This is a genomic window from Alkalicoccus halolimnae (genome assembly GCF_008014775.2).
In the GTDB taxonomy this organism is placed as follows: domain Bacteria; phylum Bacillota; class Bacilli; order Bacillales; family Salisediminibacteriaceae; genus Alkalicoccus; species Alkalicoccus halolimnae.
Genome location: NZ_CP144914.1, coordinates 2,152,408 through 2,171,368, shown reverse-complemented (window position 1 = coordinate 2,171,368; position 18,961 = coordinate 2,152,408). Strand labels below are relative to the sequence as shown.

The following is an 18,961-nucleotide window of genomic DNA, read 5'->3' as shown; positions in this document are numbered from 1 at the left end:
TAAGTTCTTTCCATAAATATACGAATATTTATAGAGAATTAAAAGCTGATATCCACTTTGAAAATGAGCGCAGTTAAAGACGGCGGACCCGAGGAAAATGAGCCCGATCCTGCGAATTTTTCGACGAGCTGTTCACATAAAGACAAGCACCGGAAACCTATGTACTTAAGGGGAAGTTATGTGTTCTACCGGGCTTTTACTGTGTTGACTCTTATTATGAAATTCATGAATATGTTTAAGATTACTTAGCAGAGGTAAATTATATGTAGTAGGAAAATCATTTGATAATAAAAATGGAGGTTGATTTATTTATGGCACATAAGCAGACAACTGAAATTCTAAACAGGCACGTTGCGAATTGGAACGTAATGTTTGTAAAACTCCATAATTATCACTGGTATGTAAAGGGACCTGATTTTTTTACCCTGCACGAAAAATTCGAGGAACTTTACAATGAATCTGCAGAACATATTGATGAGCTTGCAGAAAGGCTGCTGGCTCTTAAGGGTAAACCTATTGCTTCAATGAAGGGCTATCTGGAGAAAACAACGCTTGATGAAGCGGAAGGAGAAATAGAAGCCAAGGATATGGTAAGAGCACTGGTAAAAGATTTTGATAAAATTTCCAACGAATTAAAAGAAGATATAGAAACGCTTGAAGATGATGCTGATGATGAAGCAACGGCAGACATGCTGATTGGTATCCGTCAGTCTGTTGAGAAGCACAACTGGATGATGCGCGCATATCTTGGAGAAAAATAAACTTAAGACGTGGATAATAAAAAAGCAGCCTGCGGTTTCAAAGCCGCAGGCTGCTTTTCATTTATAATTTATTCGCTCTGGAAGCAACCATTGTCATATAACTGAGGGTGCCGAATAATACACTTACGATTACTGCATGGGAAAGAGTAGCATATAAAGTAAATCCGGTAAAAATAACGACAGCACCGCTTGCAGCCTGAGAAAGGATTAGAACCAGGCTGAATGATCCACTGTATAGCAGCGGTTTGTTTTTCACGTGGGATTTCAGCATCTGGATGAACATAATCAAAATTGTAATGACCAAAAGGCTGGCTGCAAACCGGTGTCCGAGCTGAATGGCTACTCTGCCATCTAGAGCAGGGAAGAGCTGGCCATTGCAAAGAGGCCAGCCTTCACATGCTCCACCAGATCCCGTATGTTTTACATAGGCTCCTGTGTAAACTACAAGATACGTAAAAATGAGATTGAAAATAATCATACCGCGGAAGCTGCTTGTAATTTTAGGACGAGTCAATGCATTTGGTTTTCCGTCTTCAAAAGCTAAAATAGTCAAAAGAAGTACGCTCGCAAACGAAACAAGGGAAAAACCGAAATGCAGTGCCATTATAGCATCTGATTGCCCCCAGACTACCGCTGCAGCTCCTAGAAGTCCTTGGAAAATAATAAAACCGACGGCAAGTACGGAAAAAAGTTTTGTTTCTCTAAGGTGACCGATTACTTTCCAGCTCCAAAGAGCGTGAGTGATAACCATTAATCCGAGAACCCCTGAAACAATACGATGGGTATATTCAATCATTGTTTCTATAGTAGGGTTTTCAGGGATTACCTGTCCGTAACAAAGAGGCCATTCTGGTCCGCAGGCCTCTCCTGAACCTGTCTGAGTAACGAGGGCTCCTTGAATTAATACTAGCAGCATTCCCAAAGTGGTTATAATTCCAAAAAATTTAAGGAGTCGATGCATCCTGTTCACCATCTTTCGTGTAATTAAATATATTAGTATAGAAATTCAACACTAAAAAAGCAAATTTATTCCATGGTTTATTTAACATTAAACCCTGAGCACTCTCTATAATATAGCAAATGTTATAAGAAGAAACGACTTTCACATAATCGTCACAAACCATGTAACAGATATAGTAACTCTAAAAAAATGTGATGAAAAAGAGTGATCCTTCCTTTATAATGTGTATGAGCGGTGCAAACTGTCATTCTTTTTGTTATGCCTGCATTTTTTGAGGATGTTAACTTGTGTAATTCTTAGTAAATCCTTAAACTGTGAGGGGAGGAAGCATTTATAATCATTATTTTGCTTAACTATAGCAAAAAGATTATATAAACAGGGGGTGAATGAAATTGAGTAAACTGAATGCAATGTCTTCAGCAGAAACAGTCACAGATGTACGTGGAATCCCGGAAGCATCGGTAAGCTGGCGCGATTATTTAACTATTTCCAAAACCGGAATAGTAATGTCCAACTTGATCACTACTTTTGCCGGTCTTTATCTGGCTACTTATTACACTGGTACGACACTTGCAGCTAATGCTTTAACAGCTTTTTTAGCTTTACTGGGTTCTGCTCTTATTATTGCAGGAGCAAGTGCACTGAATAACTTTATTGATCGTGATATCGATCACTTGATGGAGCGGACAAAAGAAAGGCCTACGGTCAATGGGACCTTGTCAGGAAAGCAGACACTTACATATGGTTTGGCAGTGTCAATAGCAGGGACTGCCTTATTAGCGGCCGCTTCCGTGACAGCTGCTTTAATTGGTGTAATAGGACTGGTTATTTATGTTGTTCTGTATACGATGTGGACGAAGCGTACGACAACGCTGAATACGATTGTCGGCAGTTTTGCCGGAGCAGTACCGCCGCTGATTGGGTGGGCTGCAATTGATCCCGGCCTTCATCCATATGCCTGGACACTTTTCCTGATCATGTTCATCTGGCAGCCGCCTCATTTCCTGGCTCTTGCGATGCGGAGAGTCGAAGAGTACCGGGCAGCCGGTATTCCAATGCTTCCTGTGAAAGCGGGCTTTTCGCTCACGAAGCGTCAAATTATCTGGTACGTAGGAGCACTGATTCCAGTTTCTTTAATGGTTGCAGATTTCGGAATTGTATATACTGCTGCTGCTCTGATAATGGGAGGAGGATGGCTTGTTTACGGCCTGCTTGGTTTTAAATCGAAAGATGATATGAAATGGGCAACAGGCATGTTTATTTATTCCTTGAATTATCTGACTATTATGTTTGTGCTGATGGTAATTGTACACATGTTCTAAAAATGTAAAAAAAGAAAGCGGGGTTTATGACGAGATGAAGCACCTTATGCGATTGCTTCCATTTTCTTTCATACTGCTTCTGGCAGGATGCGGAGTGGAAAACTTATCGGCACTGGATCCCCGTGGACCGGTTGCAGAGATGCAGCTGTCCCTGATTCAGCTGTCCCTATACGTCATGATTTTCGTAATTGTGGTTGTATTTGCCATTTATACCTTTGTACTTATTCGCTTCCGTGAAAAACCGGGCGATACGCACATTCCGAAACAGGTTCACGGGAATCGTGCTCTTGAGTTTATCTGGACAGCTATTCCTATTCTGCTGCTCCTTATTCTTGCAATTCCAAACGTAATGGAAACGTTTACTCTGGCTGACACTGGTATCCCTGAAAATGGGGAAGAGGCAGAAGCGGAAGGAGAAGAAGCGGAAGGAGAAGAACCTCTGGTAGTTGAGGCCCACGCTCATCAGTTCTGGTGGGAATTTGTCTATCCTGATCTCGAAGTTAACGCAGGACAGGATCTTTATATCCCTACGGATAGAAGAATTGTCGTAGAACTTCACGCCAGTGATGTTATTCACTCCTTCTGGGTTCCTTCTCTCGCTGGTAAACAGGATAATGTCCCCGGAATTACAAATGATTTATGGTTCGAAGCCCCGGAAGAAGGAGTTTATTTCGGTAAATGTACAGAACTCTGCGGTGCTTCTCACTGGCTGATGGATTTTAAAGTACTTGCAGTCGATCCTGATACATTTGATACGTGGGCAGAAGGAATGGCTGAACCCGACCAGGAGCTCACGGAGCCGGAAGGTGAAGTAGCTGTAGAGGGCAGGGAAATCTTTGAAGCTAACTGTATTCAATGCCATGCAGTAGGGGAAGATGGCGGAGCAGAAGGACCTAACTTCACGAACTTTGGTGAACGAACGGTCGTAGCCGGTTTCCTTGATTACGAAGAAGAAAATATTCACGACTGGATTCGTGATCCTGCATCCTTGAAGCCTGACAATCAAATGCCGGCTTTTGATGAAAACACTATTTCGGACGAAGAAATGGATGCTTTAATTGAGTATATCGATGGACTGAAAGTATTAGAGTAAACTGTTTAAAAAGGGAGGTATTTTCTCGTGTCTAACAGCACAGCTTCGTCTAAGAAAAGCGTGCTCTGGGACTGGCTGACTACCGTAGACCATAAGAAGATTGGTATCATGTATTTCTTCGGCGGTCTTTTCTTCTTTACCATCGCTGGTATAGAAGCAATGCTAATGCGTATTCAGCTGATGTTCCCGGAAATGGGCTTTTTAGGAGAACAAACTTATAATGAATTATTAACTATGCACGGTACGACGATGCTTTTCCTGGCAGCCATGCCACTATTTTTCGGTTTTATGAACTTTGTTATGCCGCTTCAAATAGGAGCCCGGGATGTTGCCTTCCCATTTATTAACTCCCTGGGGCTTTGGCTTTTCATCTTCGGTGGTATTATTCTTAACATTAGTATGCTGGCCGGTGGAGCGCCGGATGCCGGATGGACAGCTTACGCACCACTCTCGACAACCTCACCAGGTAACGGGGTCGACTTTTATGTTATGGGTCTCCAGGTTGCCGGTGCTGGTACATTAATGTCCGCTATTAACTTTCTTGTAACGATCGTTAACATGCGTGCCCCAGGCATGAGCATGATGCGTATGCCTTTGTTCACGTGGACGACATTCGTTACTTCTATGCTGATTCTTTTCGCTTTCCCTGCACTGACAATTGGTCTTTTGCTTCTTATGATGGACCGGGTGTTTGGAGGAGCTTTCTTCGATACAGCTATGGGAGGTAACGTAGTTATTTATCAGCATATTTTCTGGATATTTGGACATCCGGAAGTATATATCCTGATTCTGCCGGCCTTCGGTATTTTCTCAGAAATAATTTCTACTTTTGCAAAAAAACGTCTTTTTGGTTATTCAGCAATGGTATTTGCAACAATGATCATTGGTTTTCTAGGCTTCATGGTATGGGCCCACCACATGTTTACAGTAGGCATGGGACCTGTCGCAAATGCTATTTTCGCAGTTGCGACGATGGCTATAGCAGTACCTACTGGTATTAAGATATTTAACTGGCTTCTCACTCTGTGGGGAGGACGGATCAGCTTTACTGTAGCAAATCTGTTCGCATTAGCCTTTATCCCTTCCTTCGTTCTAGGCGGCGTAACGGGCGTGCAGCTGGCAATGAGTGCCGCAGACTATCAGTTCCACGATACTTACTTCGTAGTGGCTCACTTCCATTACGTCATAATCGGAGGTTCAGTTTTCGGTATTTTTGCTGGAACTTTCTACTGGTGGCCTAAAATGTTTGGATACCGCTTGAGCGAAAGCCTCGGTAAGTGGTTCTTCTGGTTATTCTTAATCGGCTTCCACCTGACATTCTTTATTCAGCATTTCCTCGGATTAATTGGCATGCCTCGCAGAGTGGCATCTTATCTGGATGGACAAGGATTTAATGAAATGAACTTTATTAGTTCGATGGGGGCTTTCCTAATGGCCGTTGCCTTTATTCTGCTCGTGATTAACGTGCTTATATCACGAAAGAATACTGACAATGTTCAGGATCCTTGGGATGGACGTACACTGGAGTGGGCTACAACTTCACCGGTCCAGGAATACAATTTTGCTCAGACGCCTCTCATTCGTGATCTGGACGCACTGTGGTACGAAAAAATGTCCGGGAATGGAAAAATGAAAGCGGCAGAGCCATTGGATGAGATTCATATGCCAAATGGATCGATTCTTCCAATTTTCATTGCTCTCGGATTATCTATCGCAGCATTTGGAGTAATTTATTCTGCATGGTTTGTAATAGGAGCGGGTCTGTTACTGACATTTGCGATGATGTTCATTCGATCTATAAAAGAAGATCACGGGTACCATATTCCGGTATCAGAAATTAAAAAAGATAAGGGGGAGGGCTGATTATGGCAGCTGATCACGCAATAGAACGTCAATCCCTTCCACCCGATCCACAGAAAGCTACATTGGAAGGTCGCAACAAATATTTAGGATTCTGGTTCTTTCTAGGCGGCGAAACAGTACTTTTTGGTACATTGTTCGGAACATTCCTCGGGCTGCGGAGCAGTACCGAGGGAGGGCCGACCGCTCAGGATCTCTTTCACCTCGATCTTGTATTCATCATGACGATGATTCTTTTAACGAGCAGTCTTACAAGTGTGTTTGCCGTAATTAACATGAAGAGAGGTAACCACAAAAAACTTATTCTGTGGATGGCAGGAACCGTTATATTAGGAGCCGCGTTCCTCGGTTTTGAAATTTACGAATTCGTTGTTTACTACAATTATGGATTGGGCTTTACAGTAAGTGCCTTTGCATCCTCTTTCTATACACTTGTTGGAACTCACGGTGCTCACGTGGCATTTGGTGTAGGTTGGATTACAACCCTTCTTATCCGTTACCGCAAAGGCGGGATAACACTTTCAAACGCCCCGAAATTTTATACAGCAGTGCTTTACTGGCACTTTATCGATGTAGTATGGGTTTTCATCTTTACAGTTGTTTATCTACTCGGAGTAGGAGGTTGATTAAATGTCACACGTAGATCCCAGTGCTCCTCTGGAGGGCGGTCCCTCTAAAGAGGAAGAACGTAAATTAAAAAGAGAATCACGATCACAGCTTGTTTCTTTTATGTTTATGATTTTCATTACAACTACAGCTTTTCTAACTGTTGCAAGTGATATTGTTCCAACTGGATTCGCTATTCCATTTGTTCTGCTTCTTGCGGGTATACAGGTAGTAATGCAGCTTTATAACTTCATGCACATGAATGAAGGCTCCCGCTGGATCAATGTAATGATCTGGGCCGGACTTTTCGTTGCAGCAATGACAGTCGCAGCTCTTGCAGTGCTGATTGGAATTGACAAATATTAAAAAACGGCTGGCACAAATACCGCCAGCTGAAAAGGCACCCGTCATATTGGCGGGTGCCTTTTTTAGGATCTGCTAGTGCGGCAGTTAAAAATCGCGCTTTCAGAAAATATCTCAGACCGGATGGCAGCTTTACTGAATGAAAACATTAATAAAGGCTTAGTAAATGTTCGAGGTATTCCAGGCGAATAAAGAAAGCATCACGACGAAAATTCAATTCGTCATGATGCTTTTAAATGGTAATATATTTTTAAGGGATGAAAAATCGTTATTGAATTAAATCTTAAAATTCATTTTAATAATGCCTGCTTCCCGTGCACTTGTGAATAAAATGACGAGCAGCGGGCCGAGTATAAAGCCGATAGCTCCGAGCAGCATTAATCCTACATAAAGAGAAATAAGGGTGGCGAGAGGAGAAAGGCCGATATGGTGGCCCATAACTTTTGGTTCCACCGTTCTTCTAATTGTCAGAAGAATAAGAGCCAGTACAAACAGCTGCAGTGCTGCAGGAGTGTTGCCCGATATAAGCTGGTAGACTGCCCATGGAGCAAGAACTACAATGGAACCGATTATAGGAATGAAATCGATAAGCCATATAATGATAGACATCAGCAGGGCAACTTCAGGCGCAATGATCAGCAGACCAATAAAAGTTACAATGAATATGATTATACTGACTAAAAACTGGGCTTTGAAAAAACCGAAAATAACATAGGATAAGCGTGAAGACATAAACTGAACTTTTTCGGCTGTTTCAGGTTTTAAGTACTGGAAAAACTTCTTTTTTAATCTCGGAAGGTCTACGAGAAACATATATAAGGCGATTAAGTAAACGAGCAGGGAAACGATATAAGAAGGAATACTGATAATGAATCCTGTCACCCAGCCGATGACATTCATCCCCTGAAGTGTTTCCCGTAAATCTAAGAGCATTCTTGTTACTTCTGCATCTATTGTATCAACAATATCTTCTGAAAGATGATCCAGCTGACCGCGCAGGTTCTCCAGAATTGACATCCAGGCAATGTTTATTTCATTAATAATCATCGGAAGATTACTAAGGAATAAATTAAGCTGGGTGAGGGCTCTTGTAAGTATAAAGTAGACGACCAGTGATAAGACTGCTACAAACAGTATAAAAACAATAAATACAGCTATATTGCGGGAGATTTTTAATTTCCCTGTTAATCTTTTAACAGCCGGTGAAAGAAAAAGGGCGGTGATGAAAGCTAAAATTATTGGAAGTGATACCGGCAGAACAAAATACAGGAGCAGTACGGCAATTATAATGGCTGCTCCTATGTACAAATAACGCTTTAATAGTGGTGACAATGCCAGACCCCTTTCTCCGTAGATTGAAAGTATACCGGCTTATGTAATATAGATGTAAAAAAACTTCCGATCTTAACAGAGGCAGCTCCGGAAAGATCGAAAGCCATAAACTGGGGTTAGTTAACGGACTCTGCTTTCACTTTTTCGACGATCAGCGCAAGTTTCTTATTGCACTTGTCGATAATATTCTCAGGAAATACTTCATCGTACTCAATCCCATGAGGGTAATAATGCTTTCCAAGATAAGGGTGCATAAGCTGCACTTTTGCGTTATCTTTAGGTATTTCCCCCTGCTGAACTAATGCAGGAACACGGAAATAGTACGTATCGTCACGAACTAAATCAATAATTTTGTAATCATAAGTAATTCTTTCGTAATCCCACTGGGCGTCAAAACCTGCATCTGCCATTATTTCATCCAAGTCTGCAAAATTCATAATTTTTCCTTGCAATTCAACATGTTCGAATTTCATGTCTAACCTCCTATTACAACAATGTTTACAATCCTCTTCTATGATATTATGAAATCGATGCAGTTGCAACGAGAAGAGGTTTTTTTTTCAAATATGTTCAAATCCTGCCCTGGCTTTCTTGAACGGAAGGTTCCGTGCTATACTGAAGGAGGAGGTGAGTTTCATATGATGACAATGACCGATTTATCTCTCGTCCATGAAGCTCAGGACTTGAGTGACCTTATTACCAGTTCACAAGTGTTTCAATCATATATTCACGTTAAGAGACGTGTGCAGGATGATCGGGAATGCCAGCAGAAACTTCTCTATTTTCAGGAATTAAAAGAAAAATATGAAGAAGTACAGCGCTTTGGCAAGTATCATCCCGATTTTCGCTCAATTACTGCTGAAGTACGTGAATACAAAAGACAACTGGATACAGATCCACTGCTGGCAGAGTTTAAACAGACAGAAAAAGAATTGCATGAGCTGTTAAGTGAAATAAGCTTGCTTTTGGCTAATCAAGTGTCACCTAACATAAAAGTTCCAACAGGAAACCCATTTTTCGATGCTCAGCAGTCTTCATGCAGCGGCGGCTGTGGTTCCGGAGGCAGCTGTGGATGCGGATGAGGTGGAGGTGAAAGAATTGGTTACAGAAAGGGTCGGGCTTGCCGTCTATATACAGTCGCTGAAGCAGGTGAAGCAGCTTAAGCGTTTTGGGCATGTGCATTATGCATCCAAAAAAATGAAGTATGTGATTTTATACTGTGATCTGGAAGACGCAGATGAAACGGTTGAGAAGCTGGAGAGAATGCCTTTTGTCAAGCAGGTATTAATGTCTATGCGTCCGTGGATCAAAACAGAGTATCAGGGAGTAGGAGTAGATACCAATAAAGAAAAGCACGATGATTATAAAATGGGTTTATAAATAATATTGGCGTCCTGTAAGGAAACACTTATAGGGCGTCTTTTAAACTGCAGGCTTGTTAAGTGCATTTCATGGGCATCGCTCCGGGTGAGGCGGCAGGATTTCATTATGATGGCGGCCGCGAACTTTATCAGCGGGAAAATTTCAGCAGGCAAAAGGTGATCAATGTGAGAATAATCAGTGGTGAAAATAAAGGCTTAACCATTAAAGCTGTTCCAGGAATGACCACAAGGCCTACGACAGATAAAGTGAGAGAATCAGTTTATCAGATTATCGGGCCCTATTTTGAAGGGGGAACAATGCTTGACCTTTATGGCGGAAGCGGGGTTGTTGGACTTGAGGCGTTGTCCCGCGGCCTGGATCACGTAATATTCGTTGATAAAGACTACAAAGCAGTTAAAACGATCAAACAAAACATACAGGCTGCAGGAGCCGGTGATCGTTCGGCGGTTTATAGAAACGATGCATCGAAAGCGTTAAAAGCTGTAGCAAGAAAAGGGGATAAGTTTAATATCATTTTTCTTGACCCTCCTTACGAAAATCAGCAGATACAAAAAGATCTTATCTACATTGATGAAGCCGGACTTCTGCAGGAAGATGGTCTGATTATTGTAGAACATATAAAAAAAGTAATGCCTGACGATGATTTCGAAAGCTTCAAGCTTATTAGAAGGGAATTCTACGGTATAACTGTTATAAGTATATATAAAAGGAGGGAAAAAAATGACTACAGCGATGGTACCGGGGAGTTTTGATCCTGTTACGAACGGACATGTCAATATCATCGAACGGGGCACAAGAATGTTCGATAAAGTGATTGTAGCCGTTTTACATAACAGCAAAAAAAGTCCACTTTTTACGTTGGAAGAGAAAGTTAAGCTGATAAAAATTGCTACATCGCACCTTGAGCGTGTTGAAATAGAAGCATTTGACGGACTGCTCATAGATTTCGCTGAGGAACAGGGAGCTGACGTACTTCTAAAAGGACTTCGTTCTGTAACGGATTACGACTATGAAGCGCCGATGGCAGTTATGAACAGAAAAATGAATAATGAGATTGAGACAGTTTTTCTTCATACAGATCCACACTATGCTTCTATAAGTTCTACTTTAGTTAAAGAAGTTTCCAGATACGATTCTCTTCCGGAAGGTTTGGTACATGAAGAAGTCAAAGATGCTCTAAGAAATAAATTCCATCACGGCGGATGAGGCACATTTGTCGCCAACGGTAATTAAATATTGTATCTTAGTAGGAAACGGAATGAAATTAGAGGTGTTAGGAATGGATAGGTCGGATAATCGTCGGGGATGGAGACAGCCCTGGATCAAATGGGTGGTTCTGGCAGCTGTCCTATTTGCGTTGAATTTTATTCAGCTTCCTTATTATTTTTCTGTGCCCGGTGATGCGCAGGAACTGACGGAAGTAATAGATGTAGAGGATGGATTTGAATACGAAGGAAGCTTTGCGTTAACAACGATCCAAATGGGAAAAGCAAATACCGTTAATTACATCTGGTCTCTTTTGAGTGAACGCAGGGAATTAATGCATGAAGATGAAATAAGACCGCCGGGAGAATCAGATGAAATGTACCACCACAGACAGATGATGCTCATGAGTTCATCTCAGGACCAGGCCATTCTTGTCGCTTATAATGCTGCAGGAAAAGAAGCGGAGTTCGAAGAATACGGTGTGCTTGTGACGGGTATAATTTCGGAAATGGATGCCGCAGATAAGCTGCAGGCAGGGGACCTGATTACTTCCATAAATGGTGAAGAGGTAACGGAAGTTAATGACATGCTGGATATTTTATCTGATGCTGAAATAAATGATCAGGTTGAAGTAGGTTTTGAAAGAGAAGAAGAAAGCATGGAAACTTCGATAGAAATTCAGGAATTCCCTGAAGAGTACGGAGCAGATTCCGGGAGTGGAGGTCTGGGGATTTCCAATCCCGTGACTGACCGCGAACTGCAGCATGACCCTGAAGTGACAATCGATACAAATCAGATAGGAGGCCCCTCTGCCGGCCTCATGTTCTCCCTGGAAATTTATAATCAATTAACGGAAGAAGATATTACAAAAGGGCTGCACATTGCGGGGACTGGTTCAATTGATGAAGATGGAAATGTAGGACGTATTGGCGGAGTGAAACAGAAAGTTTATGCTTCGGATGAAGAAGGCGCAGACGTTTTTTTCGTCCCTGTGGAAGAAGGAACGCAGGATACTAACTACGAAATTGCTATGAGCACGGCTGACTCAATTGATACGGAGATGGAAATCGTACCGGTAGGATCTTTTGATGAAGCACTTGATTATTTATTGTCGATCGAACCATAAATCATTAAAGGAACCAGCGCACGTCAGGCAGAAATAAAATCCCGCTCGGGTGGAAATAACAAGGTGGATTTTTAAATATTTCTGTATAAATGCCTTCATGACAAGCGTCGTGAAGGCATTTATAAGATTATTCCAATTTTATTTTCTGCTGATATTCATATATTCTTTTATTTGAGGGAAGAGGCAGCGAATGGATATCTGCAGCTTTGACCGAAAGGTTGTCACTTCTGGTAGTCTGCTCTGCACCTCTGGTTACAAGGGGAATGTCCAGATCCTTTTTAATTTTATTTAAATAGGAACGGCCTCTTCTGTTCATTCCCAATACACGAATCGATTCTGGAGGGGAGGCTGCTAAATTTATCATTTCTTCTTTGGATGCTCCAGTGAGAACGTGCGTCATCAGCCGCTGCAGCCTCGTCCGGGTGTAGCGCTTTGTTTTCATTTTCTCAAGAAACTCGTCAAAGGATCCAGCGGTTCGGAAACGAAGCAGACGATTTTCGAGTCCCTCTTCGCATTCATAGATTTCCTTTAAGGAGGAGGCGCTTGAAGTGAACAATTTATATTGAAAAAAAGGATAGTAATCATTCCAGCTGTGAAGCAGACCGAACCGCTGTTTATATTCAGTTAATAACTGAACGGTAGCAGCTGGAGTAAAGGCTGACAGGCTGGAAATAGGAGCTCCTTCCTGAAGCTTCATTCTCAAAGCAGTGGCGCTTGCTATTGATGAACTGGCCGGTTCCTTGTCGTGATATCCTGCTCCTTCTCTCATAATGGTGTGACTGGTTATAGCATATTGTTCAGCGGCTTTTACGTAGTGATACCCGAGAATGTTATTTGGCCGGGACAAATCTATTTCCGGAGGCGTGTCTTCTATTTCCGAAGCAGCATCTGAAAAACTGCGCGGATAACTTTTTCCTTCTTTAAGATGAGATGAGATGGCTTTACTCATATGAAATTCATGTTTTTTCATCCACTGCAGCGTGCTGTGGAAAGGGGAGATTTCCCCGCTTTCACTGCCAAAACATACATCAGTCACTCCCAGTTTTGAAAGCAGGGCGACCGCACCTTCGGCAAAAATTTCAGCCTTTTGCACGGCGTAAGAGTAGGGAAGTTCAACAACGAGATCGATTCCCTGTGCTAATGCCATTTCCGCCCTCGTCCATTTATCAGTTAAAGCTGGTTCACCTCTCTGAAGAAAAGAACCGCTCATCACAGCAATAGTAACGTCCGGTCTGATTTTTTGTTTAGAAGCTTTCAAGTGAACGGAATGTCCGTGATGAAAAGGATTGTATTCCACTACCAGTCCTAAATTGCGCATAGCTGTCACCTGCTTTCCTAATTGTCAAATATAGTATAGCACAGGATACTTGCATCAAATGCAGAGGTATGTTTATATAATGAAAGCAGACAATAAGCGGGCAGAAGGAATGTAAAGAAACTACCTTGACAATTGATTTTTGCAGCGATATAATTACATTTGTTGTCTTGAGGTGAATATAAATGAAATGGTCGATACAGCAGCTTCAATCATTAAAAGATGAAGGGCTGCATCTGAATGAATCGGTCGATGTACAGGATTTAAAAGCAACAGACCGTGAAATTCGTGAAATAAGCGATGTTCGGATTCAAGGGACAGGATCTATTTCAAGAGAACTGGCATCTTTCACGCTTACAATCAGCGGAACGATGACCCTGCCTTGTGCACGCACTCTGAATGATGTGGAATATCCTTTCTCCATTGACGCGGTTGAATCCTTTCAGCTGTCGGAGTGGGCCACCTTCGATAAGGATGACGACGTTCACGAATTAACAAATAACACGGTTGATTTAATGCCTTGCGTGCGGGAGCGGATTCTGTTGGAGAAACCGCTTCGTGTTTTCAGTGATAAGCCGGAAGGTCCAGCTCCTAAAAAGGGAGATGGCTGGGAACTGCGTGCTGAAGAAGAAAAGCAGCAGAAAGTGGATCCAAGGCTTGCTAAACTGGAAAAGTATTTTAAGAACAATGATGAATGATCTTCAAGGAGGTGGGACTGATGGCAGTACCTTTTCGAAAGACTAGTAAAACACGAAAGAATAAGCGTCGTACTCACATGAAGCTACGCGTACCTGGAATGGTTGAATGTCCTGATTGTGGAGAGATGAAACTCTCTCACCGCGTATGTAAATCATGCGGATCTTACAAAGGACGTAACGTTTCAAGCAAATAAGATTAGAGCAGGGAGGAGTATCCTTCCTGCTTTTTTTAATACATAATGAAAACGATTACAAAGGAGAGTTAGTATGAAAGTACTTCAAGAGAATGCTGGGAATGGAATAGTGATTCTGAAACTTAACAGACCTGAAGCCAAAAACGCTGTCGATTTTGATGTGATTAATTTACTAAACAATTATTTGGATGAACTTGAGAAGATGAAAGACCTTCGCTTTTTAATTATTACAGGACAGGATGGAGTTTTTTGCAGCGGCGGAGATGTTACAGCTTTTCATAAGCTTCAGACAGCAAAGGAAGCTGAGACAATGCTTCTTCCTATGAACCGGACATTGCAAAGGATTAAAGCTCTGCCTTGTCCTGTCATTACCTTTGTTGACGGCGCCGCAGTAGGAGGAGGAGCGGAACTCGCTTCTGTGGGAGATCTCATTTATGTATCGCCCAGAACCTCACTTGGTTTCATTCAAGGTAAACTGGCATTAACAACGGGATGGGGCGGGGCTGCTCTTACTTCAGAAAAAATAGGTAAAGCAGAAACGATGCGGCTGCTCGGATCGGCACAAAAGATAAATACCGAAGAATTACTAAGAATTGGATTTGCTAACGGCAGGGCAGAAAATATAACAGGTGTAATTGACCAGTTAAACTGGAAAACACCGAATTCTGTTCTTTATATATATAAACAGCATCTGCAAAGTCCGAATTTGGCGGAAGAGATGGAGCGGGAAGCACGATATTGTGCAGCCTGCTGGGAATCCGAGGAACATCACATAGCGGTGGATAACTTTATAAACAAGCGCAGTTCCTATTAAAAAAGGACTGCGCGTATTCAGCTGCAGCCCTCTGTCTTTTTAATTACTTCTGTTCTCCTACTCCGCGCGGAAACCATACATACGGGTTTTCTCCACGGTCGCGGTTTTCATCATAAGTTAAAGGTTCAAAACCCTGTTTTTTCCAAAATTCATCTGACCGCTGGCGGGCATTCGTTTTTACAGGGAGTCCTTGAGTTTTGGAAAAGTCAACAAGAGCTTTTCCTATTCCTTTATTTTGGAACCCGGGGAGAACTTCCATTTTCCATAATTCAAGATAATCCTGCGGAGGATCAAAGTAACGGTCGAATTTTGCCTCGATACGATAAAGACTCATGCGGCCGACTAACTTGTCTCCGAAATAAATTCCGTAAAAAGGAGATTCGCTGTCATTTTCAACGATATTATCCTGTAAATCTTCCTTCATGGAAAGTTCCTGCACGCCATATTCTTTAAAGTTTTCGAAATCTTCCAGTGTTTTAAAATTGATTCGTAAGCGTACTACTTCGTGTTTGTCCATAAATTGTCCCTCCATCTTAGTTGGCAGTAAAATTTTTATCCAATATTTAATTATTATGTAAGCGTTCCCTGTTATTATATATTAAATGCATCAAGGATGAAAGGATATGCATTGAGGAAGTAATAAAAGTAACTTTAAACCTCAGGTAAAGGGTGGTATGGTTTGTTTAAAGGTAAAAATCAGAGCAGAACAGAAGATCTGATTTTTTATTGACGAAACTTCTATTCATTTAAGTACTAACAGAACTATATAAAAATGCCTTTAAAAAATTCGAGTCTGTTTCAAAACAGAAGGCAGCTCAAACTTACAGTGTTAGGAGTGTTACGTATGCGGTTAGGAATTGCAGGAGGGGGAGCAGTAGGACTGCTTTTCGCTTCATATTTACAGGAATCAGGGCATAGAGTTCACGTTTGGACGAAAAGAAAATCCCAGGCACAGCAATTAGAGAAATTCGGAGTTAAAAGAGGTAGGGAAACTTTCCCGTTAACAGCTTCCGTATTTCCCGGTCGGGAGCCTGTTGATGCCGTTATTGCTGCCGTAAAACAATATGATGTTCCCGAGTTATTGGAAAAGGGCCTTCCGGAAGGAGTGCCGGTTCTGTTTGTTCAAAATGGAATGAGCCACTTGGAACTGGTCAACCACTACAGGGAAGATCCGCTTTTCGCAGTAGTTACTCATGGGGCAATGAGAGTTTCCGATATAGAAGTAGTTCACACCGGAATTGGAAAAACACTGTTTGGCGGTAAAAATAAAACTAATATTCTCACTCACATTCTTCAAGGTATAGGAAATCCGTTTAAATGTGAATGGACAGACGATATTGAGTATGAATTAAAAAGAAAATTAATTGTTAACGCAGTGATCAATCCTCTGACGGTTTTATATGAAGATAAAAACGCTGTTTTGTTATCTAATAAGGAAGCTTTCTATGAAGCCCGACGATTGTTTAAAGAAGCAGCCGAAGTTTTGGATTTACCTATGTCTACATGGGGGTACGTAGAAGAATTGTTGGAACAGACCCGTAATAACAGGTCTTCCATGTTTGTGGACTATCTGGAGAAGAGGCCGCTCGAAATAGACGCAATTAATGGATATATCGTCAAAGAAGGAAGCAGAAAAAATGTTGATACTCCTGCTCATTTAGATATTATAAAGCGGGTAAATGCAAAAATAGACCTCTCTTTTCGGTCTGAATAGAATTTTGAAAATATATTATTATCAGGGTTAACTGAAGTCTATTTTTGTCAGAGAAAGTCTTATCGTTGGTGTCTTAAACAGTCTCTGCTATAATGAACGAGACTTCGACAGAAAGGTTGACCTTCTATGCAGCTGACAAAAAAAACTCTATTTAAACCGGACACTTTTGCCGGAAAATATTTATTGAAAAATAAAGCTATTGCTTCTTATTACGATTACGATTGGGAAGATGCACAAGGACGTGCTGAAGAACTTGCTGATTTAAATTTCCAGCGCGATAAAATTACTGATGCCATTCAGGATTTCCAGCATAAAAATTTTCCCTGCGAAAAATCATTTGTTCAGGCAGAACGACTGCGACGGAATGATTCTATAGCTGTTGTGGGAGGACAGCAGGCAGGCTTCCTGACTGGTCCTTTATACACAGTACATAAAATAATTTCTATTCTCACAGAGGCAGAACGTTTGGAGAAGAAACTTAATCAGCCTGTACTGCCAGTGTTCTGGATAGCTGGAGAAGATCATGATATTGATGAAATAAATCATACTTATTTTCATGAAAATAATGAAGTGAAAAAAATACGGATATGGGAAAGAAATGATATAAAAAAACCTGCGAGCGAACGTATTATTGATAAAGAAGCAGCACGGGAAGCAGTATTGACAGGGCTGAAGCATTTGTCTGAAACTAACGATACGAAAATTATTAAGGAAGCTTTACTGGAGGATATAAAAGAAGAGCTGACTTATACAAGCTGGTGTGCAAAAATTTTATACCGCCTCTTCAAAGGGACAGGTCTTATAGTTATGGACGCCCATGACCCGGTTGTCCGGGAAATGGAGGCTCCATATTTCGAAGAGATGGTGGATCGTAATGAAGAGATCAGAAATGCTTTTCACTCTCAGGCTGATATGTTTCGCAGGGACGGATTCGGTGAGCCGGTAGCTGTTGAAAAAGAAAATGCTCATTTATTTCTCCATCAAAATCAGGAACGCCTCTTACTTCATTCTGAAAATGGAGAATGGTGGTTAAAAAACGAAGGTGAAAAATGGACAACCGCTGAACTGAAGCGGAAAATTTCCCTTGAGAGTGGACCACTCAGTAATAATGTCGTTACTCGGCCTTTAATGCAGGATTTGATTCTGCCAGTGCATACATTTATCGCAGGTGCCGGGGAACTCCAATACTGGGCACTTTTGAAAAACGTTTTTCACCTGTTTGGTCATCAAATGCCTATAGTTAAGCCGCGTCATTCTCTTACACTCGTTTCAAGAAAGTCCGAAAAGACGTTAGATCAATATCAATTACAGCTGGATAATATACTTGAATCAGGAACGAAAGAGATAAGGATCAAAAGAGTGGAAAAGGCAAAGGCGGCTGATAGTAAGCAATTGTTTCAAAAGGCAGAAACAGCGATAGTAAATGATCTGCAGGACGTAGCGAAAACTTTAGGGAATGAAAACTCTCTAAATCACATTCACGCGAGATACGAAGAACGTTTCAAAAGGCTTATTCAGGAATATGAAGCAGGTATAGAAAAAGCCGTGGAACGGCAGGAAGGTGTGCACTTAAGCAGACTGTCAGCTATTGAGGCGGAATTATTTCCGGAAGGACAAAAACAGGAAAGATGTTTAAATATTCTTCCGTTTTTAAATCAGGGAGGCTTGGATTTTGTTCCCCGCCTGCTTGCTCATGTCCGGGAACAGGAAGACGGAATGCCATCACACTTTGTGAACTTCATTTAAAGTTTAGAAATAGAGCGGATTTTTTATAGGGAATATTTTCAAAAAAACTCTGATTCTCCTTACCGGGTGATCAGAGTTTTTTTGCGGCTGATTTTGACAATGTCTGAGGATTTTTATGAACGATATTTGTCATTCAGAAATAAGCAGTGCCGGAGCAGATACATCTGAGAAAGACACTCAGGTCTTCGCGCTTTTTTCCGCAGACGTTTCTGCGCTGGTATTGCTTTCTGCTTTTGTACATTCGTCATTCAACCAACGGACCGGCTGTCTGGATTGGGAAATCAAAACGAAGCGGAAATATGCCCGTGGAAGAAGATTGAAAAAATACCGCAGGGCGCAGGTCCGCCCGGGAATCTTCTCCATGGCAGAGCTGAAGGGAGTTTTCTGCATGTATCAACACCAGACTTTAATACAGCTTTGTTAAAAGCAAAAATTCCGGCTGTGTTGAGAGGTCGAAGCAGGGAGTG

21 protein-coding genes are annotated in these 18,961 nt (G+C 41.7%); 16 read left to right on the top strand and 5 right to left on the bottom strand.

Annotation, left to right across the window (positions count from 1 at the left end; translation table 11 throughout):
* The first annotated feature begins 311 nt into the window (after nt 1-311).
* Nucleotides 312-761, top strand: a complete 450-nt coding sequence (locus FTX54_RS09900) for a Dps family protein (RefSeq protein WP_147802434.1) — start codon at nt 312-314, stop codon at nt 759-761.
* Between the two features lie 61 nt (nt 762-822).
* Here the strand turns inward: FTX54_RS09900 and FTX54_RS09895 are convergent, their stop codons facing one another.
* Nucleotides 823-1,722, bottom strand: a complete 900-nt coding sequence (locus FTX54_RS09895) for a COX15/CtaA family protein (RefSeq protein ID WP_147802433.1) — start codon at nt 1,720-1,722, stop codon at nt 823-825.
* 410 nt (nt 1,723-2,132) lie between these two features.
* On the opposite strand from FTX54_RS09895, the gene cyoE reads away from it, so the two are divergent.
* The 5 genes from cyoE (at nt 2,133) to FTX54_RS09870 (ending at nt 6,969) form a co-directional block, all read left to right on the top strand.
* Entirely contained in the window at nt 2,133-3,044 is a 912-nt protein-coding gene (gene cyoE, locus FTX54_RS09890) for a heme o synthase (protein WP_222706836.1), read from the top strand.
* 94 nt (nt 3,045-3,138) lie between these two features.
* Nucleotides 3,139-4,137: a cytochrome c oxidase subunit II gene (gene coxB, locus FTX54_RS09885; protein WP_338484428.1), complete on the top strand. Its 999-nt coding sequence runs from the start codon at nt 3,139-3,141 to the stop codon at nt 4,135-4,137.
* 27 nt (nt 4,138-4,164) lie between these two features.
* Entirely contained in the window at nt 4,165-6,000 is a 1,836-nt protein-coding gene (ctaD, locus tag FTX54_RS09880) for a cytochrome c oxidase subunit I (protein ID WP_147802430.1), read from the top strand.
* A gap of 2 nt (nt 6,001-6,002) precedes the next feature.
* On the top strand, nt 6,003-6,623 hold the full coding sequence (locus tag FTX54_RS09875) for a cytochrome (ubi)quinol oxidase subunit III (protein ID WP_147802429.1): 621 nt from the start codon (nt 6,003-6,005) through the stop codon (nt 6,621-6,623).
* A gap of 4 nt (nt 6,624-6,627) precedes the next feature.
* Complete coding sequence (locus FTX54_RS09870; protein WP_147802428.1) at nt 6,628-6,969, top strand: cytochrome C oxidase subunit IV family protein; 342 nt, start codon at nt 6,628-6,630, stop codon at nt 6,967-6,969.
* Nucleotides 6,970-7,242: 273 nt separating this feature from the next.
* Here the strand turns inward: FTX54_RS09870 and ytvI are convergent, their stop codons facing one another.
* Both ytvI and FTX54_RS09860 read right to left on the bottom strand, forming a co-directional pair.
* A complete protein-coding gene (gene ytvI, locus FTX54_RS09865) occupies nt 7,243-8,298 on the bottom strand; it encodes a sporulation integral membrane protein YtvI (protein WP_147802427.1) in 1,056 nt (351 codons plus the stop codon).
* Between the two features lie 116 nt (nt 8,299-8,414).
* A complete protein-coding gene (locus tag FTX54_RS09860) occupies nt 8,415-8,771 on the bottom strand; it encodes a YugN family protein (protein WP_147802426.1) in 357 nt (118 codons plus the stop codon).
* A 165-nt stretch (nt 8,772-8,936) separates the two neighbouring features.
* Here FTX54_RS09860 and FTX54_RS09855 point away from each other — a divergent pair, with 165 nt between their 5' ends.
* From FTX54_RS09855 to FTX54_RS09835, 5 genes are all read left to right on the top strand, one after another.
* Nucleotides 8,937-9,380 carry a YlbF family regulator gene (locus FTX54_RS09855; RefSeq protein ID WP_147802509.1) on the top strand — a complete coding sequence of 148 codons (444 nt, stop codon included), beginning with the start codon at nt 8,937-8,939 and terminating at the stop codon, nt 9,378-9,380.
* On the top strand, nt 9,319-9,678 hold the full coding sequence (locus FTX54_RS09850) for a DUF2129 domain-containing protein (protein WP_147802425.1): 360 nt from the start codon (nt 9,319-9,321) through the stop codon (nt 9,676-9,678). Before FTX54_RS09855 ends, FTX54_RS09850 begins: the two co-directional genes overlap by 62 nt.
* Before the next feature lie 167 nt (nt 9,679-9,845).
* A complete protein-coding gene (gene rsmD, locus FTX54_RS09845) occupies nt 9,846-10,433 on the top strand; it encodes a 16S rRNA (guanine(966)-N(2))-methyltransferase RsmD (protein WP_147802508.1) in 588 nt (195 codons plus the stop codon).
* Nucleotides 10,402-10,887 carry a pantetheine-phosphate adenylyltransferase gene (gene coaD / locus FTX54_RS09840; RefSeq protein ID WP_147802424.1) on the top strand — a complete coding sequence of 162 codons (486 nt, stop codon included), beginning with the start codon at nt 10,402-10,404 and terminating at the stop codon, nt 10,885-10,887. Before rsmD ends, coaD begins: the two co-directional genes overlap by 32 nt.
* A gap of 73 nt (nt 10,888-10,960) precedes the next feature.
* The gene (locus FTX54_RS09835; RefSeq protein WP_147802423.1) at nt 10,961-12,013 is read left to right on the top strand and encodes a SepM family pheromone-processing serine protease; all 1,053 of its coding nucleotides are present in this window, start codon (nt 10,961-10,963) and stop codon (nt 12,011-12,013) included.
* Nucleotides 12,014-12,140: 127 nt separating this feature from the next.
* Here the strand turns inward: FTX54_RS09835 and FTX54_RS09830 are convergent, their stop codons facing one another.
* Nucleotides 12,141-13,331 (bottom strand): nucleotidyltransferase, encoded by a 1,191-nt coding sequence (locus FTX54_RS09830; protein WP_147802422.1) that lies wholly within the window; start codon nt 13,329-13,331, stop codon nt 12,141-12,143.
* A 182-nt stretch (nt 13,332-13,513) separates the two neighbouring features.
* Between FTX54_RS09830 and FTX54_RS09825 the strand changes: the two genes are divergently transcribed.
* From FTX54_RS09825 to FTX54_RS09815, 3 genes are all read left to right on the top strand, one after another.
* Nucleotides 13,514-14,026: a YceD family protein gene (locus FTX54_RS09825; RefSeq protein ID WP_147802421.1), complete on the top strand. Its 513-nt coding sequence runs from the start codon at nt 13,514-13,516 to the stop codon at nt 14,024-14,026.
* Nucleotides 14,027-14,046: 20 nt separating this feature from the next.
* The gene (gene rpmF, locus FTX54_RS09820) at nt 14,047-14,220 is read left to right on the top strand and encodes a 50S ribosomal protein L32 (protein ID WP_147802420.1); all 174 of its coding nucleotides are present in this window, start codon (nt 14,047-14,049) and stop codon (nt 14,218-14,220) included.
* Nucleotides 14,221-14,293: 73 nt separating this feature from the next.
* A complete protein-coding gene (locus FTX54_RS09815) occupies nt 14,294-15,034 on the top strand; it encodes an enoyl-CoA hydratase/isomerase family protein (protein ID WP_147802419.1) in 741 nt (246 codons plus the stop codon).
* 43 nt (nt 15,035-15,077) lie between these two features.
* Here the strand turns inward: FTX54_RS09815 and FTX54_RS09810 are convergent, their stop codons facing one another.
* Nucleotides 15,078-15,551 carry an N-acetyltransferase gene (locus tag FTX54_RS09810; RefSeq protein WP_147802418.1) on the bottom strand — a complete coding sequence of 158 codons (474 nt, stop codon included), beginning with the start codon at nt 15,549-15,551 and terminating at the stop codon, nt 15,078-15,080.
* Between the two features lie 327 nt (nt 15,552-15,878).
* Between FTX54_RS09810 and FTX54_RS09805 the strand changes: the two genes are divergently transcribed.
* The gene (locus tag FTX54_RS09805) at nt 15,879-16,748 is read left to right on the top strand and encodes a 2-dehydropantoate 2-reductase (protein ID WP_187254435.1); all 870 of its coding nucleotides are present in this window, start codon (nt 15,879-15,881) and stop codon (nt 16,746-16,748) included.
* A 126-nt stretch (nt 16,749-16,874) separates the two neighbouring features.
* On the top strand, nt 16,875-18,494 hold the full coding sequence (gene bshC, locus FTX54_RS09800; RefSeq protein ID WP_147802416.1) for a bacillithiol biosynthesis cysteine-adding enzyme BshC: 1,620 nt from the start codon (nt 16,875-16,877) through the stop codon (nt 18,492-18,494).
* The last annotated feature ends 467 nt before the right edge of the window (nt 18,495-18,961 follow it).

What these genes read in the sequence shown, in the direction of transcription:
- FTX54_RS09805 (WP_187254435.1), top strand. Translation starts at nt 15,879, where the DNA reads ATGCGGTTAGGAATTGCAGGAGGGGGAGCAGTAGGACTGCTTTTCGCT.
- FTX54_RS09875 (WP_147802429.1), top strand. Translation starts at nt 6,003, where the DNA reads ATGGCAGCTGATCACGCAATAGAACGTCAATCCCTTCCACCCGATCCA.
- rpmF (WP_147802420.1), top strand. Translation starts at nt 14,047, where the DNA reads ATGGCAGTACCTTTTCGAAAGACTAGTAAAACACGAAAGAATAAGCGT.
- FTX54_RS09830 (WP_147802422.1), bottom strand. Translation starts at nt 13,331, where the DNA reads ATGCGCAATTTAGGACTGGTAGTGGAATACAATCCTTTTCATCACGGA.
- coaD (WP_147802424.1), top strand. Translation starts at nt 10,402, where the DNA reads ATGACTACAGCGATGGTACCGGGGAGTTTTGATCCTGTTACGAACGGA.
- bshC (WP_147802416.1), top strand. Translation starts at nt 16,875, where the DNA reads ATGCAGCTGACAAAAAAAACTCTATTTAAACCGGACACTTTTGCCGGA.
- FTX54_RS09895 (WP_147802433.1), bottom strand. Translation starts at nt 1,722, where the DNA reads ATGCATCGACTCCTTAAATTTTTTGGAATTATAACCACTTTGGGAATG.
- FTX54_RS09810 (WP_147802418.1), bottom strand. Translation starts at nt 15,551, where the DNA reads ATGGACAAACACGAAGTAGTACGCTTACGAATCAATTTTAAAACACTG.
- FTX54_RS09855 (WP_147802509.1), top strand. Translation starts at nt 8,937, where the DNA reads ATGATGACAATGACCGATTTATCTCTCGTCCATGAAGCTCAGGACTTG.
- FTX54_RS09860 (WP_147802426.1), bottom strand. Translation starts at nt 8,771, where the DNA reads ATGAAATTCGAACATGTTGAATTGCAAGGAAAAATTATGAATTTTGCA.
- FTX54_RS09835 (WP_147802423.1), top strand. Translation starts at nt 10,961, where the DNA reads ATGGATAGGTCGGATAATCGTCGGGGATGGAGACAGCCCTGGATCAAA.
- cyoE (WP_222706836.1), top strand. Translation starts at nt 2,133, where the DNA reads ATGTCTTCAGCAGAAACAGTCACAGATGTACGTGGAATCCCGGAAGCA.
- FTX54_RS09850 (WP_147802425.1), top strand. Translation starts at nt 9,319, where the DNA reads ATGCTCAGCAGTCTTCATGCAGCGGCGGCTGTGGTTCCGGAGGCAGCT.
- FTX54_RS09815 (WP_147802419.1), top strand. Translation starts at nt 14,294, where the DNA reads ATGAAAGTACTTCAAGAGAATGCTGGGAATGGAATAGTGATTCTGAAA.
- FTX54_RS09900 (WP_147802434.1), top strand. Translation starts at nt 312, where the DNA reads ATGGCACATAAGCAGACAACTGAAATTCTAAACAGGCACGTTGCGAAT.
- FTX54_RS09870 (WP_147802428.1), top strand. Translation starts at nt 6,628, where the DNA reads ATGTCACACGTAGATCCCAGTGCTCCTCTGGAGGGCGGTCCCTCTAAA.
- FTX54_RS09825 (WP_147802421.1), top strand. Translation starts at nt 13,514, where the DNA reads ATGAAATGGTCGATACAGCAGCTTCAATCATTAAAAGATGAAGGGCTG.